The 19,115-nt window shown below is 32.4% G+C and carries 17 protein-coding genes and 1 tRNA gene; 4 read left to right on the top strand and 14 right to left on the bottom strand.

Translation table 11 applies throughout. The features are described from left to right. Positions 1 to 17: 17 nt before the first annotated feature. From mnmC to KAR88_RS03685, 13 genes are read right to left on the bottom strand one after another with little or no spacing between them, the layout of a single operon-like run. Positions 18 to 1,853, bottom strand: coding sequence for a bifunctional tRNA (5-methylaminomethyl-2-thiouridine)(34)-methyltransferase MnmD/FAD-dependent 5-carboxymethylaminomethyl-2-thiouridine(34) oxidoreductase MnmC (gene mnmC / locus KAR88_RS03745; protein ID WP_002776248.1), 1,836 nt, complete (start codon positions 1,851 to 1,853; stop codon positions 18 to 20). Next, positions 1,850 to 3,820: an N-acetylmuramoyl-L-alanine amidase gene (locus KAR88_RS03740; RefSeq protein ID WP_002776246.1), complete on the bottom strand. Its 1,971-nt coding sequence runs from the start codon at positions 3,818 to 3,820 to the stop codon at positions 1,850 to 1,852. The genes mnmC and KAR88_RS03740 overlap by 4 nt, the downstream gene beginning before the upstream one ends. Further along, a complete protein-coding gene (locus KAR88_RS03735; RefSeq protein ID WP_002776244.1) occupies positions 3,820 to 4,911 on the bottom strand; it encodes a nitronate monooxygenase family protein in 1,092 nt (363 codons plus the stop codon). The genes KAR88_RS03740 and KAR88_RS03735 overlap by 1 nt, the downstream gene beginning before the upstream one ends. Further along, positions 4,908 to 6,113 (bottom strand): tyrosine--tRNA ligase, encoded by a 1,206-nt coding sequence (gene tyrS / locus KAR88_RS03730; RefSeq protein WP_002786039.1) that lies wholly within the window; start codon positions 6,111 to 6,113, stop codon positions 4,908 to 4,910. The genes KAR88_RS03735 and tyrS overlap by 4 nt, the downstream gene beginning before the upstream one ends. Positions 6,114 to 6,128: 15 nt before the next feature. Further along, on the bottom strand, positions 6,129 to 8,324 hold the full coding sequence (locus KAR88_RS03725; protein ID WP_004284955.1) for a bifunctional (p)ppGpp synthetase/guanosine-3',5'-bis(diphosphate) 3'-pyrophosphohydrolase: 2,196 nt from the start codon (positions 8,322 to 8,324) through the stop codon (positions 6,129 to 6,131). After that, entirely contained in the window at positions 8,308 to 8,532 is a 225-nt protein-coding gene (locus tag KAR88_RS03720) for a DNA-directed RNA polymerase subunit omega (protein ID WP_002776235.1), read from the bottom strand. Before KAR88_RS03720 ends, KAR88_RS03725 begins: the two co-directional genes overlap by 17 nt. Positions 8,533 to 8,545: 13 nt before the next feature. Continuing rightward, complete coding sequence (gene pyrH / locus KAR88_RS03715; protein ID WP_002776232.1) at positions 8,546 to 9,262, bottom strand: UMP kinase; 717 nt, start codon at positions 9,260 to 9,262, stop codon at positions 8,546 to 8,548. 51 nt (positions 9,263 to 9,313) lie between these two features. After that, positions 9,314 to 10,516 (bottom strand): M23 family metallopeptidase, encoded by a 1,203-nt coding sequence (locus KAR88_RS03710; protein WP_002786036.1) that lies wholly within the window; start codon positions 10,514 to 10,516, stop codon positions 9,314 to 9,316. Continuing rightward, positions 10,513 to 11,319: an FtsX-like permease family protein gene (locus KAR88_RS03705; protein ID WP_002776224.1), complete on the bottom strand. Its 807-nt coding sequence runs from the start codon at positions 11,317 to 11,319 to the stop codon at positions 10,513 to 10,515. The genes KAR88_RS03710 and KAR88_RS03705 overlap by 4 nt, the downstream gene beginning before the upstream one ends. Next, positions 11,306 to 11,971: an ABC transporter ATP-binding protein gene (locus KAR88_RS03700; RefSeq protein WP_002776215.1), complete on the bottom strand. Its 666-nt coding sequence runs from the start codon at positions 11,969 to 11,971 to the stop codon at positions 11,306 to 11,308. The genes KAR88_RS03705 and KAR88_RS03700 overlap by 14 nt, the downstream gene beginning before the upstream one ends. A gap of 48 nt (positions 11,972 to 12,019) precedes the next feature. Next, positions 12,020 to 13,216 (bottom strand): tRNA (guanosine(46)-N7)-methyltransferase TrmB, encoded by a 1,197-nt coding sequence (gene trmB / locus KAR88_RS03695; RefSeq protein WP_002790045.1) that lies wholly within the window; start codon positions 13,214 to 13,216, stop codon positions 12,020 to 12,022. Beyond that, positions 13,216 to 14,448: a fibronectin type III domain-containing protein gene (locus KAR88_RS03690; RefSeq protein ID WP_002776206.1), complete on the bottom strand. Its 1,233-nt coding sequence runs from the start codon at positions 14,446 to 14,448 to the stop codon at positions 13,216 to 13,218. The genes trmB and KAR88_RS03690 overlap by 1 nt, the downstream gene beginning before the upstream one ends. Beyond that, positions 14,396 to 15,361, bottom strand: coding sequence for an RluA family pseudouridine synthase (locus tag KAR88_RS03685; RefSeq protein ID WP_002776205.1), 966 nt, complete (start codon positions 15,359 to 15,361; stop codon positions 14,396 to 14,398). Before KAR88_RS03685 ends, KAR88_RS03690 begins: the two co-directional genes overlap by 53 nt. Before the next feature lie 78 nt (positions 15,362 to 15,439). On the opposite strand from KAR88_RS03685, the gene KAR88_RS03680 reads away from it, so the two are divergent. From KAR88_RS03680 to KAR88_RS03665, 4 genes are all read left to right on the top strand, one after another. Then, entirely contained in the window at positions 15,440 to 16,540 is a 1,101-nt protein-coding gene (locus tag KAR88_RS03680; RefSeq protein ID WP_002780911.1) for an FtsW/RodA/SpoVE family cell cycle protein, read from the top strand. A 50-nt stretch (positions 16,541 to 16,590) separates the two neighbouring features. Further along, positions 16,591 to 16,667, top strand: a tRNA-Ile gene (locus KAR88_RS03675). 518 nt (positions 16,668 to 17,185) lie between these two features. Next, complete coding sequence (locus KAR88_RS03670) at positions 17,186 to 17,422, top strand: EexN family lipoprotein (protein WP_052780969.1); 237 nt, start codon at positions 17,186 to 17,188, stop codon at positions 17,420 to 17,422. Then, positions 17,385 to 17,525, top strand: a complete 141-nt coding sequence (locus KAR88_RS03665; protein WP_032685905.1) for a hypothetical protein — start codon at positions 17,385 to 17,387, stop codon at positions 17,523 to 17,525. Before KAR88_RS03670 ends, KAR88_RS03665 begins: the two co-directional genes overlap by 38 nt. A gap of 133 nt (positions 17,526 to 17,658) precedes the next feature. On the opposite strand, the gene KAR88_RS03660 is transcribed toward KAR88_RS03665, so the two are convergent. Then, on the bottom strand, positions 17,659 to 19,032 hold the full coding sequence (locus KAR88_RS03660; RefSeq protein WP_002780905.1) for a replicative DNA helicase: 1,374 nt from the start codon (positions 19,030 to 19,032) through the stop codon (positions 17,659 to 17,661). Positions 19,033 to 19,115 lie beyond the last annotated feature (83 nt).

The following is a 19,115-nucleotide window of genomic DNA, read 5'->3' as shown; positions in this document are numbered from 1 at the left end:
AATAAAAGCTAAAAAATTTATATCCCTTTCTTTAGCTTGCGGATCAAAAATCTTGCAGGATGTATACAAGGAATAAAATTTTTAAACACCCCCAAAGGCTCCTCGTTAATCAAAGCACAAAGATATCTTGCAGCCAAAACAGAAGTGCTAAAAGCTCTTGAGCCATGAGCAAGATTAAGATATAAATTAGGGATATTTTGAGGCAGAACTTGCGCCTTGTTTTTTGTCCATAATAAAGCTTTATATTCTTGCTTATAAAAAGCTTCATCATAAGCTGCTCCCACAATAGCAAACCTATCGCTAGAATAAGATCTAAAACCTACTCTAGAGCCTTTGATGATGATTTCCTCATCGCCTTTTAAAAACTCTTGTATGTTTTGCAAATTTTCTTCATCATCGGCTTTTTGTGGATTTGGATTTGAATTCAGCCTATCATAACTTGCGCCAATAACTTGCAAATCCCCATCACTAGGACAAATATAAGCTTTTGAAGAAAGGGCAAATGCATTATCCAAAAAAGGTTTTAGATGAGTAACCTGTCCTCTAACCTTACTTAAAAGCATTCCATCATAAACTAAAAAATCCTTAGTATCAGCACCCATAGCATAGATTAAAATATCAAAATCTTGCATTGCTTTTTGGTTTTTAAAATGCAAAATAAATTTGTCTTCTTGGTATTGAAAAAAATCATATTCGTGATTAAAATACATTTTTGCTTGACTTTTTTCAAAAAGAGATTTTAAAATTTCTTTAGGCTTGATGTATCCGCCATCTTCTAAAAAAGCTTCATTCTTATCAATCTTAAATAAAATATTATCTTTTTGGCTTATAAAACGCTCTTGCATCAAAGGAGTATGAGCAAATTCTATCACTCCTTTTAGATTTAAATCTAAAATTTGCTTATAAAAACGACTCGCCTCGATAAAAGCAAGTTGAGAAAATTCACCCAAAGCAACATCAGGCTTTAAAATCAAAGAGCTTAAAATTCCACTTTCATTGCCACTTGCGCCACATCCTAAACTATCGTTTTTTTCAAAAACACTGACTTCAAAATCACGCAAAGAAAGCTCATAAGCTAAAGTTGCACCACATATGCCCGAACCTATGATGGCTACTTTTTTATTTTTATATAAACTTGGAATTCTTTGAAAATAAGCTTCTTTATCTAGGGTTGGATATTCTTTGCGTAAAAAAGCTTTGATCATCTCTCGCTTTCTAAAACCTTTGGTTTTTTGGATTTCAAAGCCATATTTTATAAGATTTTTTTGCAAAGCACTCGAAGCAGAAAAGGTGCAAATTTGGGTATTAGTCTTTGAAAGTCGAGCAACTTGAGCTATGAAATTTTCATCAAACATGGCTGAATTTTTACTCGGAGAAAAACCATCTAAAAACCAAACATCAGCATTAAAATCAAGCTCTCTAAGAATAGCAATATCATCAAAGATTAAATCCAAAAAACAATCTTTAAAATAAAAACGATAATACCCTTTTTTAGCCTTAGGATAAAACTTTAAAAAAGCTTCTAAAATTTCTTTAAATTCTTCATAAAATCCAAGCTTTTGATAAATTTCTCTAAGCTTGTCTTTTTCAATATAAAAACCCTCAATGCTGGTGTAAAATAATTTTTTAGGACGCTTCTTTGCTTGAAGAAATCTTTTAAGGGTTAAAAAGAAATTAAGCCCTATACCAAAGCCACTTTCAGCAATGATAAATGTATCATTTTCTTCAAATTCAAAAGCCTCACTATAAACAAATTTGCTCTCATTTAAACCATCTTTTGAGTTAAAATAAAAATCATCAAAATCCAAAGAAAATGGGGTATTGTCTTTAAAGATTAAATTAGCTTTTTTCATCTATTGTTATAAAAATAATTCTCCACACCATCAGCTATACCCTTAACCAAAGTGTCTTGAAAACTTTTATTTGCGATTCTTTTTCCCTCACTTGGATGAGTGATATATCCAATTTCTATCAAAATAGCAGGCATTTGAGCTCCAACAAGAACCCAAAAAGGAGCTTCTCTTACTCCACCATCGACAATTTTATACTTCTTACGAGTTTGGGTTAAGATATTTTTTTGCACATCTATAGCAAGTTTGTTTGAAGCCACGATCTTTTCTCTGTTTAAAAAATTCAAAATACTTTGCTTTGAAAAATAATTAATCTCTTCAAAATCACCCTGATTTTCTTTTTCAGCAGCTTTTTTACTTCTTTCACTTCTAGCAGGACTTAAGAAAAAAGTCTCCACACCCTCACTGCTTTTTGCTTTTGATGCACTAGGCGCTGCATTTGCATGGATAGATAAAAACAAATCCGCTCTTTTATCATTGGCATATTTTGTTCTATCTCTAAGATTGATAAATTTATCTGAACTTCTTGTATAAAGTACTTTATAACCGCGTTTTTTAAGCTCATTTCCAAGCTTTAAGGTCGTGCTTAAAACTATATCTTTTTCTTTTAAACTCCCTTTTTTATCGCTTAAAGCACCGCTATCCTTACCCCCATGTCCTGCATCTAAGACTATGAGTTTATCGGATTTGAAATTAGAATTTAAAACATTTTTACTAGCAGTTTTTGAAGTGCTTTTGCTTGAAGTAGAAGTGCTTTTGCTTGTACTGCCACTAAAACCTAAAGTCAAACTTTTATCATCTAAATCTTTAAAAAGCTTAAATTCTTTAGTTGAGCTGAGTACAATACGAACTGTTTTTGGATTATACTGAGTAACTGTAACAGCATTTTGCCCAAAAGTAAAATTCTTGCGACTACCTTCTAAAATTCCTTGAAAGCTCACTACTTGTCTAAAGAATTTTTGATCTTTTGTGCTAAAACTTGTAATATCTTTTTCATCAAGCTCATCGCTTAAATTTAAAACAACAGAATTAGAACTTTTATCTACATCTAAAACATATAAAGGTTCATCATTTTCTTGTTCTTTTTTGGTATTTGTTTTAGCTTCTTGAGTTTTAACTGGTTTGGACTCTTGTTTTGCGACTACTTTTTCACTTTCTTGTTTTGCTGCTGTTTTTGACTCTTGCTTACTCGGAGTACTTTTTTGTATAGCTTGTGATTTTTTAGAAATACTTATTTTTTCATCTTCAAAATCAAAGTTTAGAGGAATTTTTTCCTTAGCATAAGCAACGATACGAATCATCTTAGGATTGTATTGTGAAATTACTATGCGATAATCATCAAATTTATATTCTTTTCTTCCGCCTTCTAAAATACCCTCAAAATCACTGATATAACGATAATTTCCTTTTTCATCCAAGGCAAAACTTTTTATATCTTTTTGCTCTAAATTGGTATTTAAATCAAGTACCACTCCTTGACTTGTCTTACTTGATTTTAAAACATAAACCTTATCTACTTTTTTTGTCTGTTGGGGTTTATTGTTTTGTGTTTTTGTGCTTTCTTGTTTGGTTTGTGGGGGTTTTGAAGTACTTTTAGGAGGTTCAAAGCTTGAAACCTCGACATTTTTAGAATCAGGCTGAACTTTTTGCTTATCCTTAATCACAGCTTTTCTTAAAGCATTGATGCTAGCCTTACTCACTCCGCTTTCTTCTAATTCGTTCGCATAAGATTTATCATCCAAATTTAAAGCATTAGAACTTATAATCAATCTTTTTAAAATTTCAATTTTAGTTTTTTCATCTTCATTGATCACACTTTGTATATAAAGACTTTTTAGCTGATGATGGAACTTAACTTGAGCATCATTTTTTGACGCGATAAAATTCTTATCAAAATTAGCAAGCTCATTTTCATATGCCCCAAAACAAATACTAAAAAGTGCGATACAAAAAACTAAAATTCTAAACATTATTCACCATTGACGAGTTTATCCATAAGCTCTTTAACACTGATTAATTTTTCTAAACGATAGCCATTGGCTCCTGTAAAGAATAATCCTGTTTCTTTTTTTCCCGACCATGCATCAAAAAGCCTATCTGCTATACAATAACCCACCTTTGTCGCCTCTTTGCCTCGGCCACATGGCGCTACACAATTGCTGATACAATTGATCTTTGGTCCCATTCTTTTATCGACTAAATCAAGTAAATTAGTCCTTACTCCCCTTGCAGGATATCCCACTGGAGATTTGATAAGTTCTATATCTTCTTTTTTACATGCAAGCAATACATTTTTAAACTCATCACTTGCATCGCATTCAAAAGTACCTATAAAACGAGTTCCCATTTGAACCCCGCTAGCACCTAAAGAAATGGCATTTTCTATATCTTTTTTATCCCAAATTCCACCCGCTGCAATCACTGGAAAAGAACCCCAATTTTTAGCCTCTTCAACCACAGGTGCGATTAAATTCTCAAGTTGATAATTAGGATCTAAACATTGCTCATAGGTAAAACCTTGATGTCCGCCGCTCTTAGGTCCTTCAAGCACAACAGCATCAGGCAGACGGTTGTATCTACTTTGCCATCTTTTACAGATGATTTTTAAAGCCTTAGGTGAAGAGATTATAGGAACTAAAGCAACATCAGGAAAATCTGCTGTAAATTCAGGTAAATTGGTAGGAAGTCCAGCACCTGAAACTATAATATTAAAACCCACTTCACAAGCATCACGAGCAATTCTTGCATAATCATTACTTGCGCATAAAATATTACAACCCAAAGGCGCATCACCGCAAACTTTTCTTGCATTATTTATCAAAGTTTGCAAGCCTTCTCGTGAATAAAAATTTTCACTACCATAAGGCTTAGCATTCAATTCTTTGCTAATATGGGTGCGATTTTCATAATATCCTGTTCCAACAGATGAGATGATACCAAGACCGCCATTTAATGACACTGCTGAAGCCAATTTATCCCAGCTTATACCAAGCCCCATTCCACCTTGAAAAATGGGATATTTTATAGTGTGTTTTCCTATTTGAAGGGATTTTAAACTCATATATTCACCTTTAATTTTGCAAATTTTCTCTTACCTACTTGTAAAATATACTCCCCTGTGCCAAGTTGCATTTGCTCATCGCTTACTTTTTGTGAATTTACACTCACCGCATTTGCATTAATGCTTCTTCTTGCTGCAGAGGTAGAATTTTCCAAACCGCATTCTACTAAAGCTTTAGCAAGCCAAATTTCACCCTCTATCTCAAATTCTTTTATATCGCTTGGCAAAGCATTTCCGCTATGTACGCTGTCAAATTCGGCTTTTGCAGCCTTAGCGCTTTCTTCATTGTGAAAACGCGTAGTAATCTCTAGCGCCAAATTTTCCTTAGCAAGCTTAGGATGTAAATTGCCACTAGAAATTTCTTTTTTCATATTTTCAATTTCTTCTAAACTTTTAGTACTTAAAAGCTCATAATAACGCCACATTAACTCATCACTAATACTTAGAATTTTAGCATACATATCATTAGCTTTTTCTGTAACGCCGATATAATTCCCTAAGCTTTTACTCATTTTATTTACACCATCTAAGCCTTCTAAAAGAGGCATCATCATCACAGCTTGTTCTTTTCCGATATTGTAAATTCTTTGCAGGGTTCTTCCCATTAAGAGATTGAATTTTTGATCTGTTCCGCCCATTTCTATATCGCATTTTAAAGCAACACTATCATATCCTTGAAGTAAAGGATATAAAAACTCACATATAGAAATAGGGCTTTGCTCTTTAAAACGCTTCGTAAAATCATCACGCTCTAGCATTCTTGCTACACTAAAGGTCGAAGTAAGCTCTACTATCCCAGTAGCTCCTAGTTCGTTAAGCCATTGAGAATTGAATTTTAATTGTGTCTTTTGCGGATCTAAAATCTTAAATACCTGCTCCTCATAAGTCTTAGCATTTTGTAATACTTGTTCCTTATCAAGTTTTTTACGCGTAACGCTTTTTCCACTAGGATCGCCAATTTGTCCTGTAAAATCACCGATTAAAAATTGAACTATAGCTCCGTGTTTTTGCAAATATGCCATTTTGGTTAAAACCACACTATGACCTAAATGCAAATCAGGTGCTGTAGGATCAAATCCTGCTTTTACGAAAAAATTTTCTCCCTTTTCGTAATAATTTTTAATCAAATTTTCAATTCTTTCCTCATCGATGATTTCTGCGCACCCTCGTTTGATTTCTGCAAGTATATTTTTTATATCCATTTTCTACCTTTTAGTTTAAGCTTCTTTATAAGCGTCATTTAATGAAGTAAAATCTAAAATTTTACAATAAGATTTCAACCTGTCTCGGACATTATCAGGATTTATATTGTCAGGAATTTCTATCGTGATCTCAAAATAATCCACCACTGTATTAATATCACTTGACAAACTAATCGTTAATAAATTAATCTGCATTTTAGCCAAAACTGCCAAAAACTCTGCTAAAATTCCTTTTTTATTTTCTAAAGAAAAGATTAATTTGTATGATTTAGGGATATTAGAATCCCATTTAATCAAAACCATGTCTTTATTATTGTCTATCATCTTATCTGCCCTATCGCAGAGTTTATGATGAACTATAGCATTTCCATTTTCAATAAATGCAAGTACAGCATCGCCTCTTTTTGGATGACAGCAGTAATCAAAATCCACATTAGCAATTTTATGATTAGAATACAATAAAAAATTCCCAATCTTTTGTTCTTTGATTTCGTATTTGTCAAACCAATAAGATTTTTTAGCGTATTTTTTAAGCCCATTGACTATATCTTTCAAATAAGCACTATCACTGGCTACTTGTCGTATGCGTCTGCCTAAATTCTCTCTTTCAATCCAATTTTCTATCTTGTTTTTATCTACACTAAAAATAAAACTTAACATATTAATCGCGCTTAAAAGATTGATTTCTCTCATTTTTTGCTTACAAAATTCTCTTATGCTCGCTTTTGCTTTTCCTGTTTTTACACTATCAACCCAAGAACAACGATAAAACCTATCATTGGAAGTTACAACCCTTACTATATCTCCATTTTTAAGCTCGGTTAAAAGAGGGACTTTTACACGGTTAACATAAGCACTTTTTGCATGAAGTCCTACTTTAGTATGCACCTCATAAGCAAAATCAAGCACAGTAGCTCCTCTTGGCAAAGTAAAAATTTCACCCTTTGGAGAATAAACAGCCACATCTTCTACATAAAGACTATCTTTTGCATACTCATAAAGCTCGATAGCATTATAATCTTCTGCGTTTTCAAGATTGTTCGTACTTTGCATCGAAATATCAGTAAGCCAATCAAGTCGCGGAGCTACAACACTCCCATCTTCTTTGTATTTCCAATGTGCAGCTATACCAAATTCAGCGATTTTATGCATATCAAAAGTACGAATTTGTGCTTCGATAATATTTTTTGTATCAAAAAGAGTGGTATGTATAGTTTGATAGCCATTTTGTTTTGGTAAAGCTATGTAATCTTTAAAACGCGAAACCAAGGGATTAAAATTTGTATGCAAAACCCCTAAAGCCAAATAACAATCGCTCACATTTTCAACCAAAATTCGTACACCAAGCAAATCAAGCACCTCTTCTATACCCACACCTTTTCTTTGCATTTTAAGATAGATAGAATAACTGTGTTTGATGCGTTTTTGAATTTGAAAACTTCCTTGCCTAAAGCCATTGCTAAGAAATAAAAGCTCGATTTTAGAAATAAATTCATTAAGTCCTAGTTGCATTTGCTGGTCGTTTGAATTAATATAATTATCGATAAGCTTATACTCATCAGGCATCAAATACTTAAAGCTTAAATCTTCTAAATAATTCTTAATACTAGAAATTCCAAGTCTATGTGCTATGGGTGCATAAACGACCAAAGTTTCTTCGCTAATACGCTTTTGCTTATCTTCTCTTAAAGCATCTAAGGTTAGCATATTGTGAAGTCTATCGCAAAGTTTTACCACCAAAACCCCGACATCTTCAATACTTGCTAAAAGCATATTTCTAAATGTAAGAGCGGATTTGGTTAAACTTTTTTTTGATTTTGAAGGAATGAGATTATCTTCTCTGATTTCTACAATCTTTGTAAGACCTAAAACAAGCTTTAAAACTTCGGATCCAAACTGATCCCTAAGTTCTTCTTCGGTACATTGCGTATCTTCGATCACATCATGTAAAAGCGCAGCCAAAATTGTGGCTTTGTTTTCACTTAAAAAAGCAACCAAGCTTGCAACCAAGATGGGATGAACTGCATAAGGTTCTCCGCTTTTTCTAACCTGACCTTCGTGGGACTTTATGCAATAATCCACAGCTTTTTCTACAATAGCATCCTCTTGACAAATGCTAAAAAGAAGTTCTTTTGCTCTTGTTAAATCTCTACAATTTTTAATATCTTCAATGAGTTTTTCGAGCAATAATTCCTCATCGACTGGTTTCAACTAGACCCTCTAAAGTGATTTTATTTTCTGCTATCTCATATAAAGCAATATCTGCAAATTTTAATTTACTTTTATCAATATCCACTAAAGGTGCTGCACCATCGGCTAATTGTTCTGCTCTTTTTGCAACAACCAAAGAAAGACGGTAGCGATCATCTCCCATTCTTTCTAGAGCTTTAGCTGCTATTTCTTCGATTCTGTTTTCCATTAGTTCTCCTTGATTAATTTTTAACTATAGAACAAAGACTGTTATCGCCTTGTATAATTTTAAGCAAATTTCCTTCTTCAAACATATTACATACAACTATAGGCAAAGAATTATCCTTAGCTAGAGCGATTGCAGTATCATCCATAACTTTAATATTATCTTGCATTGCCTCATCATAGCTTAGGGTTTGTAAAAATACTGCATCATCGAATTTATTAGGATCTTTATCATAAACTCCGTTTACTTTTGTTGCTTTAATAACCATTTGTGCATCAATCTCAACCGCTCTTAAGATAGCTGTTGTATCGGTTGTAAAATAAGGATTTCCCGTTCCTGCGGCAAAGATTACAACCCTACCTTTTTCTAAATGTCTTTGAGCTCTTCTCATAATATAAGTTTCACAAAAAGCTTCCATTTGAATCGCACTTTGTACTCTCACATCAAGTCCGCAACTTTCTAAAGCCTCTTGAATAGCAATAGCATTAATAACAGTCGCAAGCATTCCCATGTGATCGCCGCTTGTGCGTTTGATAAGACCGCCTTTGGCTGCTGAAACACCGCGAATGATATTTCCACCCCCTATCACTATGCCTACTTCTATATTGTTTTTAACCAGTTCTTTAATCTCATTTGCTATGAATTTTAAAATAGAATTTTCAATACCAAAACCATTTTCTCCGGCTAAAGCTTCTCCTGAAAATTTTACTAAAACTCTTTTTCTCTCTTGCATTTTTTCTCCTTAATCAACTTGAAATTATATTGAAAATTGCATTAAAATTAGCTAATTTAAACTAATAAGTTCTAAAGGATTGATATGAAAATTCTTTTGTGTTACTTCAAAAGTTAAATCATTTTTTATCCTACCCACTACCGCACCTTTTTTTACATTTTTACCGACTTTGATATTAGGTGCTATCTTATCTAAGTGTGCATAAATAGTATGAATTCCATTATCATGTTCGACTATCACAACTCTTGCTAGCATACTTGTATCTTTGGCAAAAACTATCTTTCCATCTAAAACACTTTTCACTACAGCATCGGCTTTATTGCTTCTTAAAACAACATTTTCATTGAAAATTTTAATATTATAAACAGGATCGATATAATTTCCAAATTTTTGTTTTACGGTAAACGATTCTAAAGGGGCTATAGTTTTTTTACCTGTATAACGCTTAGTAGAGCTTCCTTGGTAGCTAGATCCAATTTGGCGAATTTTTTGAGTATTATTGACAATTTTGCTATCGCTGGCAGTTTTTTGACTTTGTTTTTTATCCTCTTGCTTGCTTTCTATAATTTTTAATTGATTTAAGGTTTTTCTTAATTCATCTTGCTGATCTTGCAAATTCTCAAGTTTTTTAGCATAAATTGCCCGATCGGTTTTTTGTTTTTTAATCTCACTGACTTGCTTTTGTCTTAAATTTTGAAGTTTTGCTAATTGGGTATTGTAATCTTTTAAATCTTCATTAATTTTTTTAATTTGTTCTTGCTTATCATCGATTAATTTACTTATATCTTCATAATCCTTAGAAAGTTTAAAAATTTCATCTTGCAAAATTTTATCCAAGCCACCCAAAACCTCAAAAGCCATAAAACTTTCCTTGCTTTCAACATAACCTTGCGGTATAGGCAAATCATAGGCAAAATCCTTAGCCATCAAGGCTATAAGTTTGCCTTCCATATTGGCTTTATTTTTCAAAAGATCTGTGTTTTGACTTGTGAGTAAATTTAAGTCTTTATTTTGTGCCTTGGCTCGAGCTTCAAGCTTGAGAGTTTGAGAATTAAGAGTTTCAATTTGAGCACTTAACTCTTTCAAGCTCTTTTCTCCACTTAATATATCATTGGCTAAATCTTCAAGCTTTTTATTTACCTGCTCTTGAATGCGTTTATTTTCTTCTAAATTCTTAGTTTTTTCACTAATGGCATTAGCATGCATTTCATTGGACAATAAAAAAAAACAAAGAAAAATTAGAATTTTTCTCATTTTTTCACCCTAAACATCACCGAATTTACACAGAATAAACATATAAACAAAGTCACTAAAAAAATCACGCCCAAATGCACGATAAAATTAATAGGAGGCAAGATAATATCAACCGCTTTTAGGCTATCTTGGACTATAGAAAGATTATAAATTTGTGTAAAAAATACAAATAAAATAATAAAAGCAATAAAACAATCCAAAACCACAATCTTATATAGCATAAAAGATCTAAACCAAAAAGGCGCACCAAACAAACACATAATCTCTACGCGTTCAGTGTGTTCAAAAAGCCAAATTCTCATTTGTTTTAAAAACAAAACAAAAGAAAGCAAGATAATGATAAATAAAAACAACCAAAATACAAATTTCATCAAAACAAGCAAAGAATAAACCTTATCATGCGTTTTAGCAAAAGTCTCGACCTTACTAATACTTGGTATGCTTAAAAGCTGGTTTTTAATGGTATTAAGCTCATTTTGTGTAGGCAAATAATCAAGCTTGATGCTATAAAATTTAGGTAAAGAATCTCGTAAAACTTTTAAATTTTTATCAGAAATATCGTTTTTTAAACGATCTATCAAATCTTTAGGATCTAATGGCTCCAAACTAGAAAAGGAAGAAAGTTTGGTTTTGATAACATTCTTATCAAGCTCAGCAGAGCTTGCAACGATGATATTATAGTCCTTATTGACAAGCTCTTCATAATGTCTTAAAGTAGCATTTGTAAGTAAAATAAACTCAAAAGCAAACATCATAAAAAGCAAAGGCAAAATCAAAGATAAGTGGGTTTTAAAAAATTTCATTCATATTTCCATTTTCTATATTAAAACGACGATAATTCAGTCTTAAATTGCTCGGAATTCTATGCGTAACCACTACAACACAAGTACCTAAAAGCTCTCTAGCTGATTTTAAAAGTGTCCAAATGATATCTGAAGAATACTCATCTAAATTTCCTGTAGGCTCATCGCAAAGCAAAAGCTTAGGATTGTGTGCTAAAGCTCTAGCCATAGCTACTCTTTGTTGCTCTCCTCCGCTTAGTTGATTGGGCAATTTATCCGCTTTAAATGTCAAATTTACATGCTTTAAAAGCTTACTTGCTTGATCATGACAAACTTTTTTACTATAACCTTTAATCATAAGAGGAAGCATCACATTTTTTTCTACGCTGTATTCTTGTATAAGTCTATAATCTTGAAAAATAATACCAATTTGCTGACGCAATTTTAAAAGCTCTGAATTTCCAATCTTTCGCATGAAAGATCCACATACTTCAAGCTGCCCTGAAAGGAGTTCTAAGTCCCCGTAAAAAGATTTTAAAAGAGTGCTTTTTCCACTTCCACTTTTACCTGTAATAAAAACAAAATCATCATCTTTAAAAGTGAAACTGGCTTCTTTAATAACCAATTCATCATAACCTAAAGAAAGTTTATGCGCTTGAATTAAATTTGACATCCCATCCTCTTTGAATTTCAAAATTCGTAAATTATGCTTTATTTTTGCTTAATTTTCAAGAAAATGTTTCATATTAAAGTGAAATTTAACACTTTTCTTAAGCTCTTTTATAGCTTTTAAATTTTCTTGTATCTTAAAAGGCTCTTTAAAAACAAAACTAATCGCCTCTCCTATATGTAAATAACAATGCTCAGGCTTATTAAAAGCACCAAAAGCTATTTTTAATAATAAACTTTCCCCTTGCTTATAAATATTTTCAAAATGCAAAAAGAAATCCTCTTTTTTTAAAGTAAAATTTTCAAAATTTTTCTCTAAAAGCATCAGATCATTTTTACTTAAATGTATATCTGAAAAATCAAATTCTTCTGATAAAACATTCTTTTCTTCTTTATCTAAATTCCACACCCAAAGATCATAAATATCTTTTTCTTGTCTTTTCCATCTATCTTCGTATTTGCTAGAAATTTCTAAATTTTCATTTTTTCTAATGCTAAATTGCGGTGATGAGAATTCTAAAAATTCCTTAAAAGTAAAGTCAAAATACTCATAACTATCCGTTCTAAGCTCAAAAACCCCTTGGGTTGTAAGCACTCTTGCACATTCTTTGCAAAATGCTTTAGAAACAACACGGCGATGAGGCTTTTTATCCCAAGGAACTGGGAAATGTAGGAAAATTTTTTCTATAGAATCAGACCGAAGAACACTCAACAAAAGTCTAGCATCACTTTGAACTAATAAGATATTATCAATACCTTGAGCGCGTGCAAGCTTGGCTACCTGCGTGATGGCTGGATTATAAATTTCTATCCCAAGGATTAAAATTTGAGGGTTGTTTTTAGCTTGGTAAAGAAAATGTCTTCCTGAACCAAAACCAATTTCGATGTAAATTTTTCCCTCAAGTCTTTCTAAAACTTCTTCAAAATCATTAGCAATCAAAGGAGTTTTTTCGGCTAAAGCATTATTTTTTATACCAAAAGCCTCGCTGATAACATCCTCGCAAAAATATTGCTTAAAAATATATAAAGCCTTATGTAAATAGGCTATTTTAGAAGGTTTGGTATGCTTATCTACCTTAACTACAAATTCATTTTCTCCTTTTTTAATCTGTAGAAAAAAGCTTTCTTCCTCGACCCTTGTGTAGATTAAATTCACATTATCATTATGTGCCATCCACACAAATTCTATCCCATCTTTTTCAAAGGGTAGAATGATTTCTTTAAGTTTTCTAGTTTTAAAATTTGGCACTATTGCTTCGCCTTAACTTTCTTTGAAGGCTCTGAACGAAGACCAACAGAATCAATCGCTATCACTTCATAGCTATATTCTACACCCGGTAAAGCTTTAATATCTTTTAATCTTTTTTCTTTTACACCCTTAAAAATAGCATTTTGATCACCGCCATAGCGTCTAACTTCGTATTCAACCGCTCTTGAGTCATTATCCACCCATTCTAAATCAATACCATCACTCGTACTTTGAGCCAAAATAATACTAGGAGAAGATGGAATTCCTAAAGTTTTACCCTCTACCCCATCTTTAGGCATAGGACTTTCAAGCTCGTCTATATCTACCATGGTTACTTTATAGTATTTACTCTTTGCAGCACCTTCAACTATATCTTCATAAGAATTTTGCTCGGTTTTAGCCAAAAGAGTGTAAGGAAGAAAACTTGAACTTGTAGAATAAACTTTATAATACGAAAAATCTTTGTATTTAGGAGCGTCCCATGTCAAAACTACTTTATTGGCTCCATCTAAGCTCGCATTTAAATGCTCAACTTGAGGAGGTAAGGCCTTGCTTGTAGAATTTAAAATAGAACTTGGCTGGCTTTGCACCCCATCAAATCCAACAGCAATAATTCTATAATTAAAACTCTCCTCCGGTTTTAAATCCTCATCTATAAATTCAGCATTCAAGCGATTTTTCACCTCGGCAATTTTTTTAAATTCTTGTCCATCTGCCTTAGCTCTTTCTATGATATAAGAAGCAACTCTTGGATCTGGATGTGGACGCCAAATCAATTTAATTCGGCTTGGTAGATTGGTGATAGCTTGTGCAAAAGGAATAGCCTCTAATCTTGGCATAGTTTTTACTTCAATCACCTTTCCATCTTCTGAAATATGACCTTGATCATTAAAACTTCTCATCATATAGTAATATTTTGTATTTGGCTCAAGCTTAACATCTACATAATGGGTTTGAAATTTATTTTTAATCGTTCCTACAAGTTTAAATTCAGGATTTGCATCATTTGAGCGATATAAATAAAATCCTTTGATATTATCATCATATAAAGGATCCCATTCAAACGCTATATTGCTAATATCACTAAGACTTTTAAGATTGTTAATCTTTGGCAAGCTTTCATTGACTAAAAGTTCTTTATTTGAACCTATATTAGAAAGTTGCGAAACACTGCAAGCACTAAATAAAAGAGTCAAAGCACCCAAGCAAAGACTCAAGTGAAATTTTTTCATTAAGCTCTCCTAAAATAAATTTTTTTTCTAAAATTTGTTTAAAATCGTCCATTAATGGAGCTTGGATAAATATTTTTTCTCCATTTCTAGGATGAATGAAATACAAAAAATACGCATGCAGCATAATCCTACACTCGTATTTCCCCCTATAGCCATATAATTCATCTCCTAAAATATGACGATTTATGCTAGCTAAATGTGCTCTAATTTGATGCGTTCTACCCGTAAAAAGCTTAGCCCCAATAAGACTCACTTCCTCGCTTTTTGCCAAGTTAACAAAAGCACTTTTAGCCTCCTTAGAACCCTTAACAAAGCTATTTGTAACTATTTTTTTAATAGCATTAGCACTGGATCGAATCAAAGCTTTATCTATGATAATTTTATCCTCTTTTAGTGGCAAATCAATTAACGCAAGATAAATTCTTCCCATAGTTTTATCACTAAGCTGCTCACTAAGCTTTTGATGAGTAAAATTATTTTTTGCTATCAATATAGCTCCGCTTGTTTCCTTATCAAGCCTATGAACAAGCCCTGCGCGCACTTCTCCGCCTAAGGTAGAAAGGGTGTATTGTTTTTCTATAAGCCAATCCACCAAAGTCGCACTCCTAACACTTTTTGCTCCATGAACAACCAAATTTGAAGGTTTATTTAAAACCAACAAATCCTCATCTTCGTATAAAATTTCTATATCAAAATCTATATCAAATTTAGGCTTAGCTTCCTCTACAAGTGGCAAATTTAAAACAAGTTTATCTCCGACTTTTAACTTGAATGAATTTTTATTTTGAATTTTATCATTAACCCAAACGCAGTTTTTTTCTATCATCGAGGCTATTTGATTGCGACTTTGCTGAAGATTTTTAGCTAAAAAAATATCGAGCCTTGAAGGTTCATCAACCAAAAAAGTTTGCATTTTTTCCTTATAAAATTTTATATAATTTAGAGTTTTATTTTATAATTATATTTTAATACTACAAATTGAAGGCAAATTTTGTTTATACCTGATAGAAGAATTTTAACACATTTTGATTATATGCAACCTATTTTGTTTGTACCTATTATTTTAATTTCGTTTTTTTTAATCTTTGAAGCCAATGCTTTTTTAGCCGAAAAACAATTTGTCTATGCCTGTGTAGGAATTGCCGCATTTAGCGTATTCTTTTTATTGCCTATTCGCAAACTGATGTGGCTTATACCCATAGCTTATTGGGTCAATATCTTTTTGCTTTTAAGTACAGATATTTTTGGTGTTGAAAAGTTGGGTGCTAAAAGATGGCTTGAAATTCCTTTTACTCATTTTACCATCCAGCCCTCTGAAATTTTTAAACCTAGTTTTATTTTAATGCTTGCTTATCTCATCTATCAAGATCCACCGCCTAAAAATGGCTATAAACTAAAACAATTTCTAAAGCTTAGTTTTTTTATCATTTTGCCTTTTTTATTGATCGCTCAAGAGCCTGATTTAGGAAGTGCTATGGTGCTTTTAATCGTAGGTTTTGGCGTGCTTTTTATCATGGGTGTGCATTATAAAATTTGGCTTAGTATCATCATCGCCATCGGTATAAGCTCTCCCATCATTTATACGCATTTGTTAAAGCCCTACCAAAAACAAAGAATTCATGATTTTATCTCCGAAAAACCAAGCTATCAAGTCGCACAATCCATGATAGCCATAGGCAATGGCGGCCTTATAGGAAAATCTCAAGATGAAGCTACACAAACGCATTTTAACTTTTTGCCTATCTCTACAAGTGATTTTATCTTTGCATATCTTATAGAAAGATTTGGCTTTTTGGGGGGATTTGTATTGATTTTACTTTATACTCTACTCATCTTTCATTTACTAAGCTTAAATCAAAAGCTTAAGGATGATTATTTTGCTAGAGTTGCTATAAACTGCGTAGCATTGTTTATTTTTATTTATGCTGCGGTAAATATTTCGATGACTATAGGGTTTGCGCCTGTTGTTGGTATCCCTTTGCCTTTTTTTAGCTATGGTGGAAGTTCTTTTACGATTTTTATGATTTTCTTTGGAATTTTACAGCATTTGATTACCTTTAGATACTTTTGGGTAGACAATAAAAATAAATAAAATAATTTTAAGCAAAAATAAGATATAATTTTATCTTTAAAAATTAAGGCGGATTTATAGCTCAGTTGGTTAGAGCAACCGGCTCATAACCGGTTGGTCGCAGGTTCGAGTCCTGCTAAATCCACCATTACTTTAATTATTTCATATATAATCCAAAAACAAATCAAACTTATTCAATTAACAAATAATATTTTAAACAAATACTTTACTTATTTAACACTCCAAATCTAAAGTAGAATTTAATCTCTTTTTTAAAAATTCTTTATGATAAAAATTTAATGATACATAACAACAATTAAAACTTCAATATAAAGTTTTCTAAAACAAAGCCACACTCATTGCAAAACTTAAACAAAACCCTGATGAAAAATTGCAGACTGTAAAAACCACTCAAAAAATCAAAATCACTTATTATAGATTAAAATAACATATCTACTCATTACTTAGCAATCAAAGAATAATGCAACAGGTAAAAATGGATAAATTTATAAAAGATGCAGGTTGTATTAAAAAAACTTGAAGTAAATCAAACTCAGACGCTCTTAAATAGAAATAAAATAATGCTAAAATATTTTGTTTCTATATCAAATCAAGGAGAAGAACAATGAAACATTTTATTTTAGTAAGTTAATTGGTTTAGGCGCTTTGGCTTTTTTAGCAGGTTGTGGAGATAAAGCAAAAACAAGCGATTATTATAAAGCACACTTAGATGAGGCTAAAGCTAGAGTTGCAGAATGTAAAAAAATGGAGAAAATGAATGAAACTCAACAAAGGGATTGTTCTAATGCAAAATGGGCAGTTGAAATGCAAACCGACAATCGTGTTCCTTACGGAATTGGAAAAAATGAAAATTACAACAAAGACGCTCTTAAATGGAAATAAACTAGCGATTATTTTTTTAATTTTTCTTGCTCCAAATTTAGCTTTTGGGGTTGAAAGTGGAGAAGGCGTTTTAAGCATAATACACAATGGGCTTTTATCTTGAATGCCTCTTATTAAAACCGCTTGTTTATGGGTATTTTGGACTTTAGTTATTATTGATTTAGTTTAGACTTTTGACTTTGTTCTCTTTCTAAATTTCTTTATGGCAAATTAAGCTCGACCTATAGAGTTAATCCCTACTCCTGAAATTCAACACTCTCAAATCGTGGCTTATCCACAAAACAAGATTTTTCTTTTAAAAATAAAACCTCGACAACCCCTACAGGACCATTTCTATTTTTGCCGACTAAAATTTCAGCATTTTCTTGCATAGGATTAGGAATGAAATTTCTTTGATAAGGCTTGCCTTCGGCTTTCGCTTTATTTTCACGCTCTTTTTCATCTTGTTCCCTATAAACCTCATCACGATATACAAACAAAATCGTATCCGCATCCTGCTCTATAGCCCCACTTTCACGTAAATCACTCATCATAGGACGCTTGTTTGCACGCTGTTCTAAAGAACGATTGAGCTGTGAAAGCGCGATGATAGGCATATCAAGCTCCCTTGCTAAAAGCTTAAGCCCTCTTGAAATTTCGCTGACTTGCAAATGTCTATCATTAAAATTAGAATTACTCATCATAAGCCCTATATAGTCGATCACGCAAAGCCCTATACTTTCTTCTTGAGCCTTTAAGCGCCTTAAAATCGCTCTTACATCTGTAATAGTCGCATAACCACTATCATAGATAAATAATTTCTTTTTAGAATAATAATTGCAAGCATCGCCAATGCGTTCCCATTCGTTATCATTTAAATCCGCAGTCAAGATTTTTTGCAAAGGAATGGAAGTTTTTGCCGAAAGCATTCTTTGCATGATTTGAGCAGCAGGCATTTCAAGCGAAAACATCACCACTCCTTTATCCTGTCTTAAAACCTTTTCTATAAAATTTAAGCACAAAGTTGTTTTTCCCATACCTGGGCGCGCTGCGATGATGATAAGCTCCCCGCCTTTAAAACCCTTAGTCATAGTATTTAGATCTTCAAATCCTGTATCAAGTCCTATCACGGATTTGTTTTCAAGGCTTTTTTGTTTTTTAAATTCTTCCAAAAGCTCACTTAAGACTATTTCTATATCTTTGATATCGTTGGTGTTTACACGATTGGTGATGTTAAAAATTTCCTTGCCGATTTCATCAGAAATTTCACTGACTGCGCGATTATCATTGATCCTTGTTGGCAAAAGATGGGCAAAGCTTAAAAGCTGTCTTTTAATCGACTTTTCGCGAAGTTCATTGACGTAAGCGGGAAGATCTATTATCGAAGGAGTTGCGATAATCTCGGTTAAAATTTGCTCGTCTATTTTTTTATGCTTTTTTAAAAAGCTAATCGATATAGGCTCTCCAGCATTCACGCAAGCAATAATAGCTTTAAAAACATCCTGATGAGCTTTAAGACTAAAATCCTTAGGTTCTATATCTCCTGCTATACTAGAATAAGCATCCTCACTCATAATACAACTACTTAAGATTGCACGTTCTAAATCCAAATCAAAATGCTCTTGCTGCACCTATTTTCCTTTTTTAAGTAAAATTTATTGAAAGATTTTATCTAAAAGAATCTAAAAATTCACATAAGCTTTTTATAAAAAAT

The sequence above is a fragment of the Campylobacter sp. JH23 genome (assembly GCF_017846595.1).
Classification (GTDB): Bacteria; Campylobacterota; Campylobacteria; order Campylobacterales; family Campylobacteraceae; genus Campylobacter_D; species Campylobacter_D coli.
Note: the sequence above shows the minus strand (reverse complement) of the source record. Positions and strands in the feature narration are given on the sequence as shown.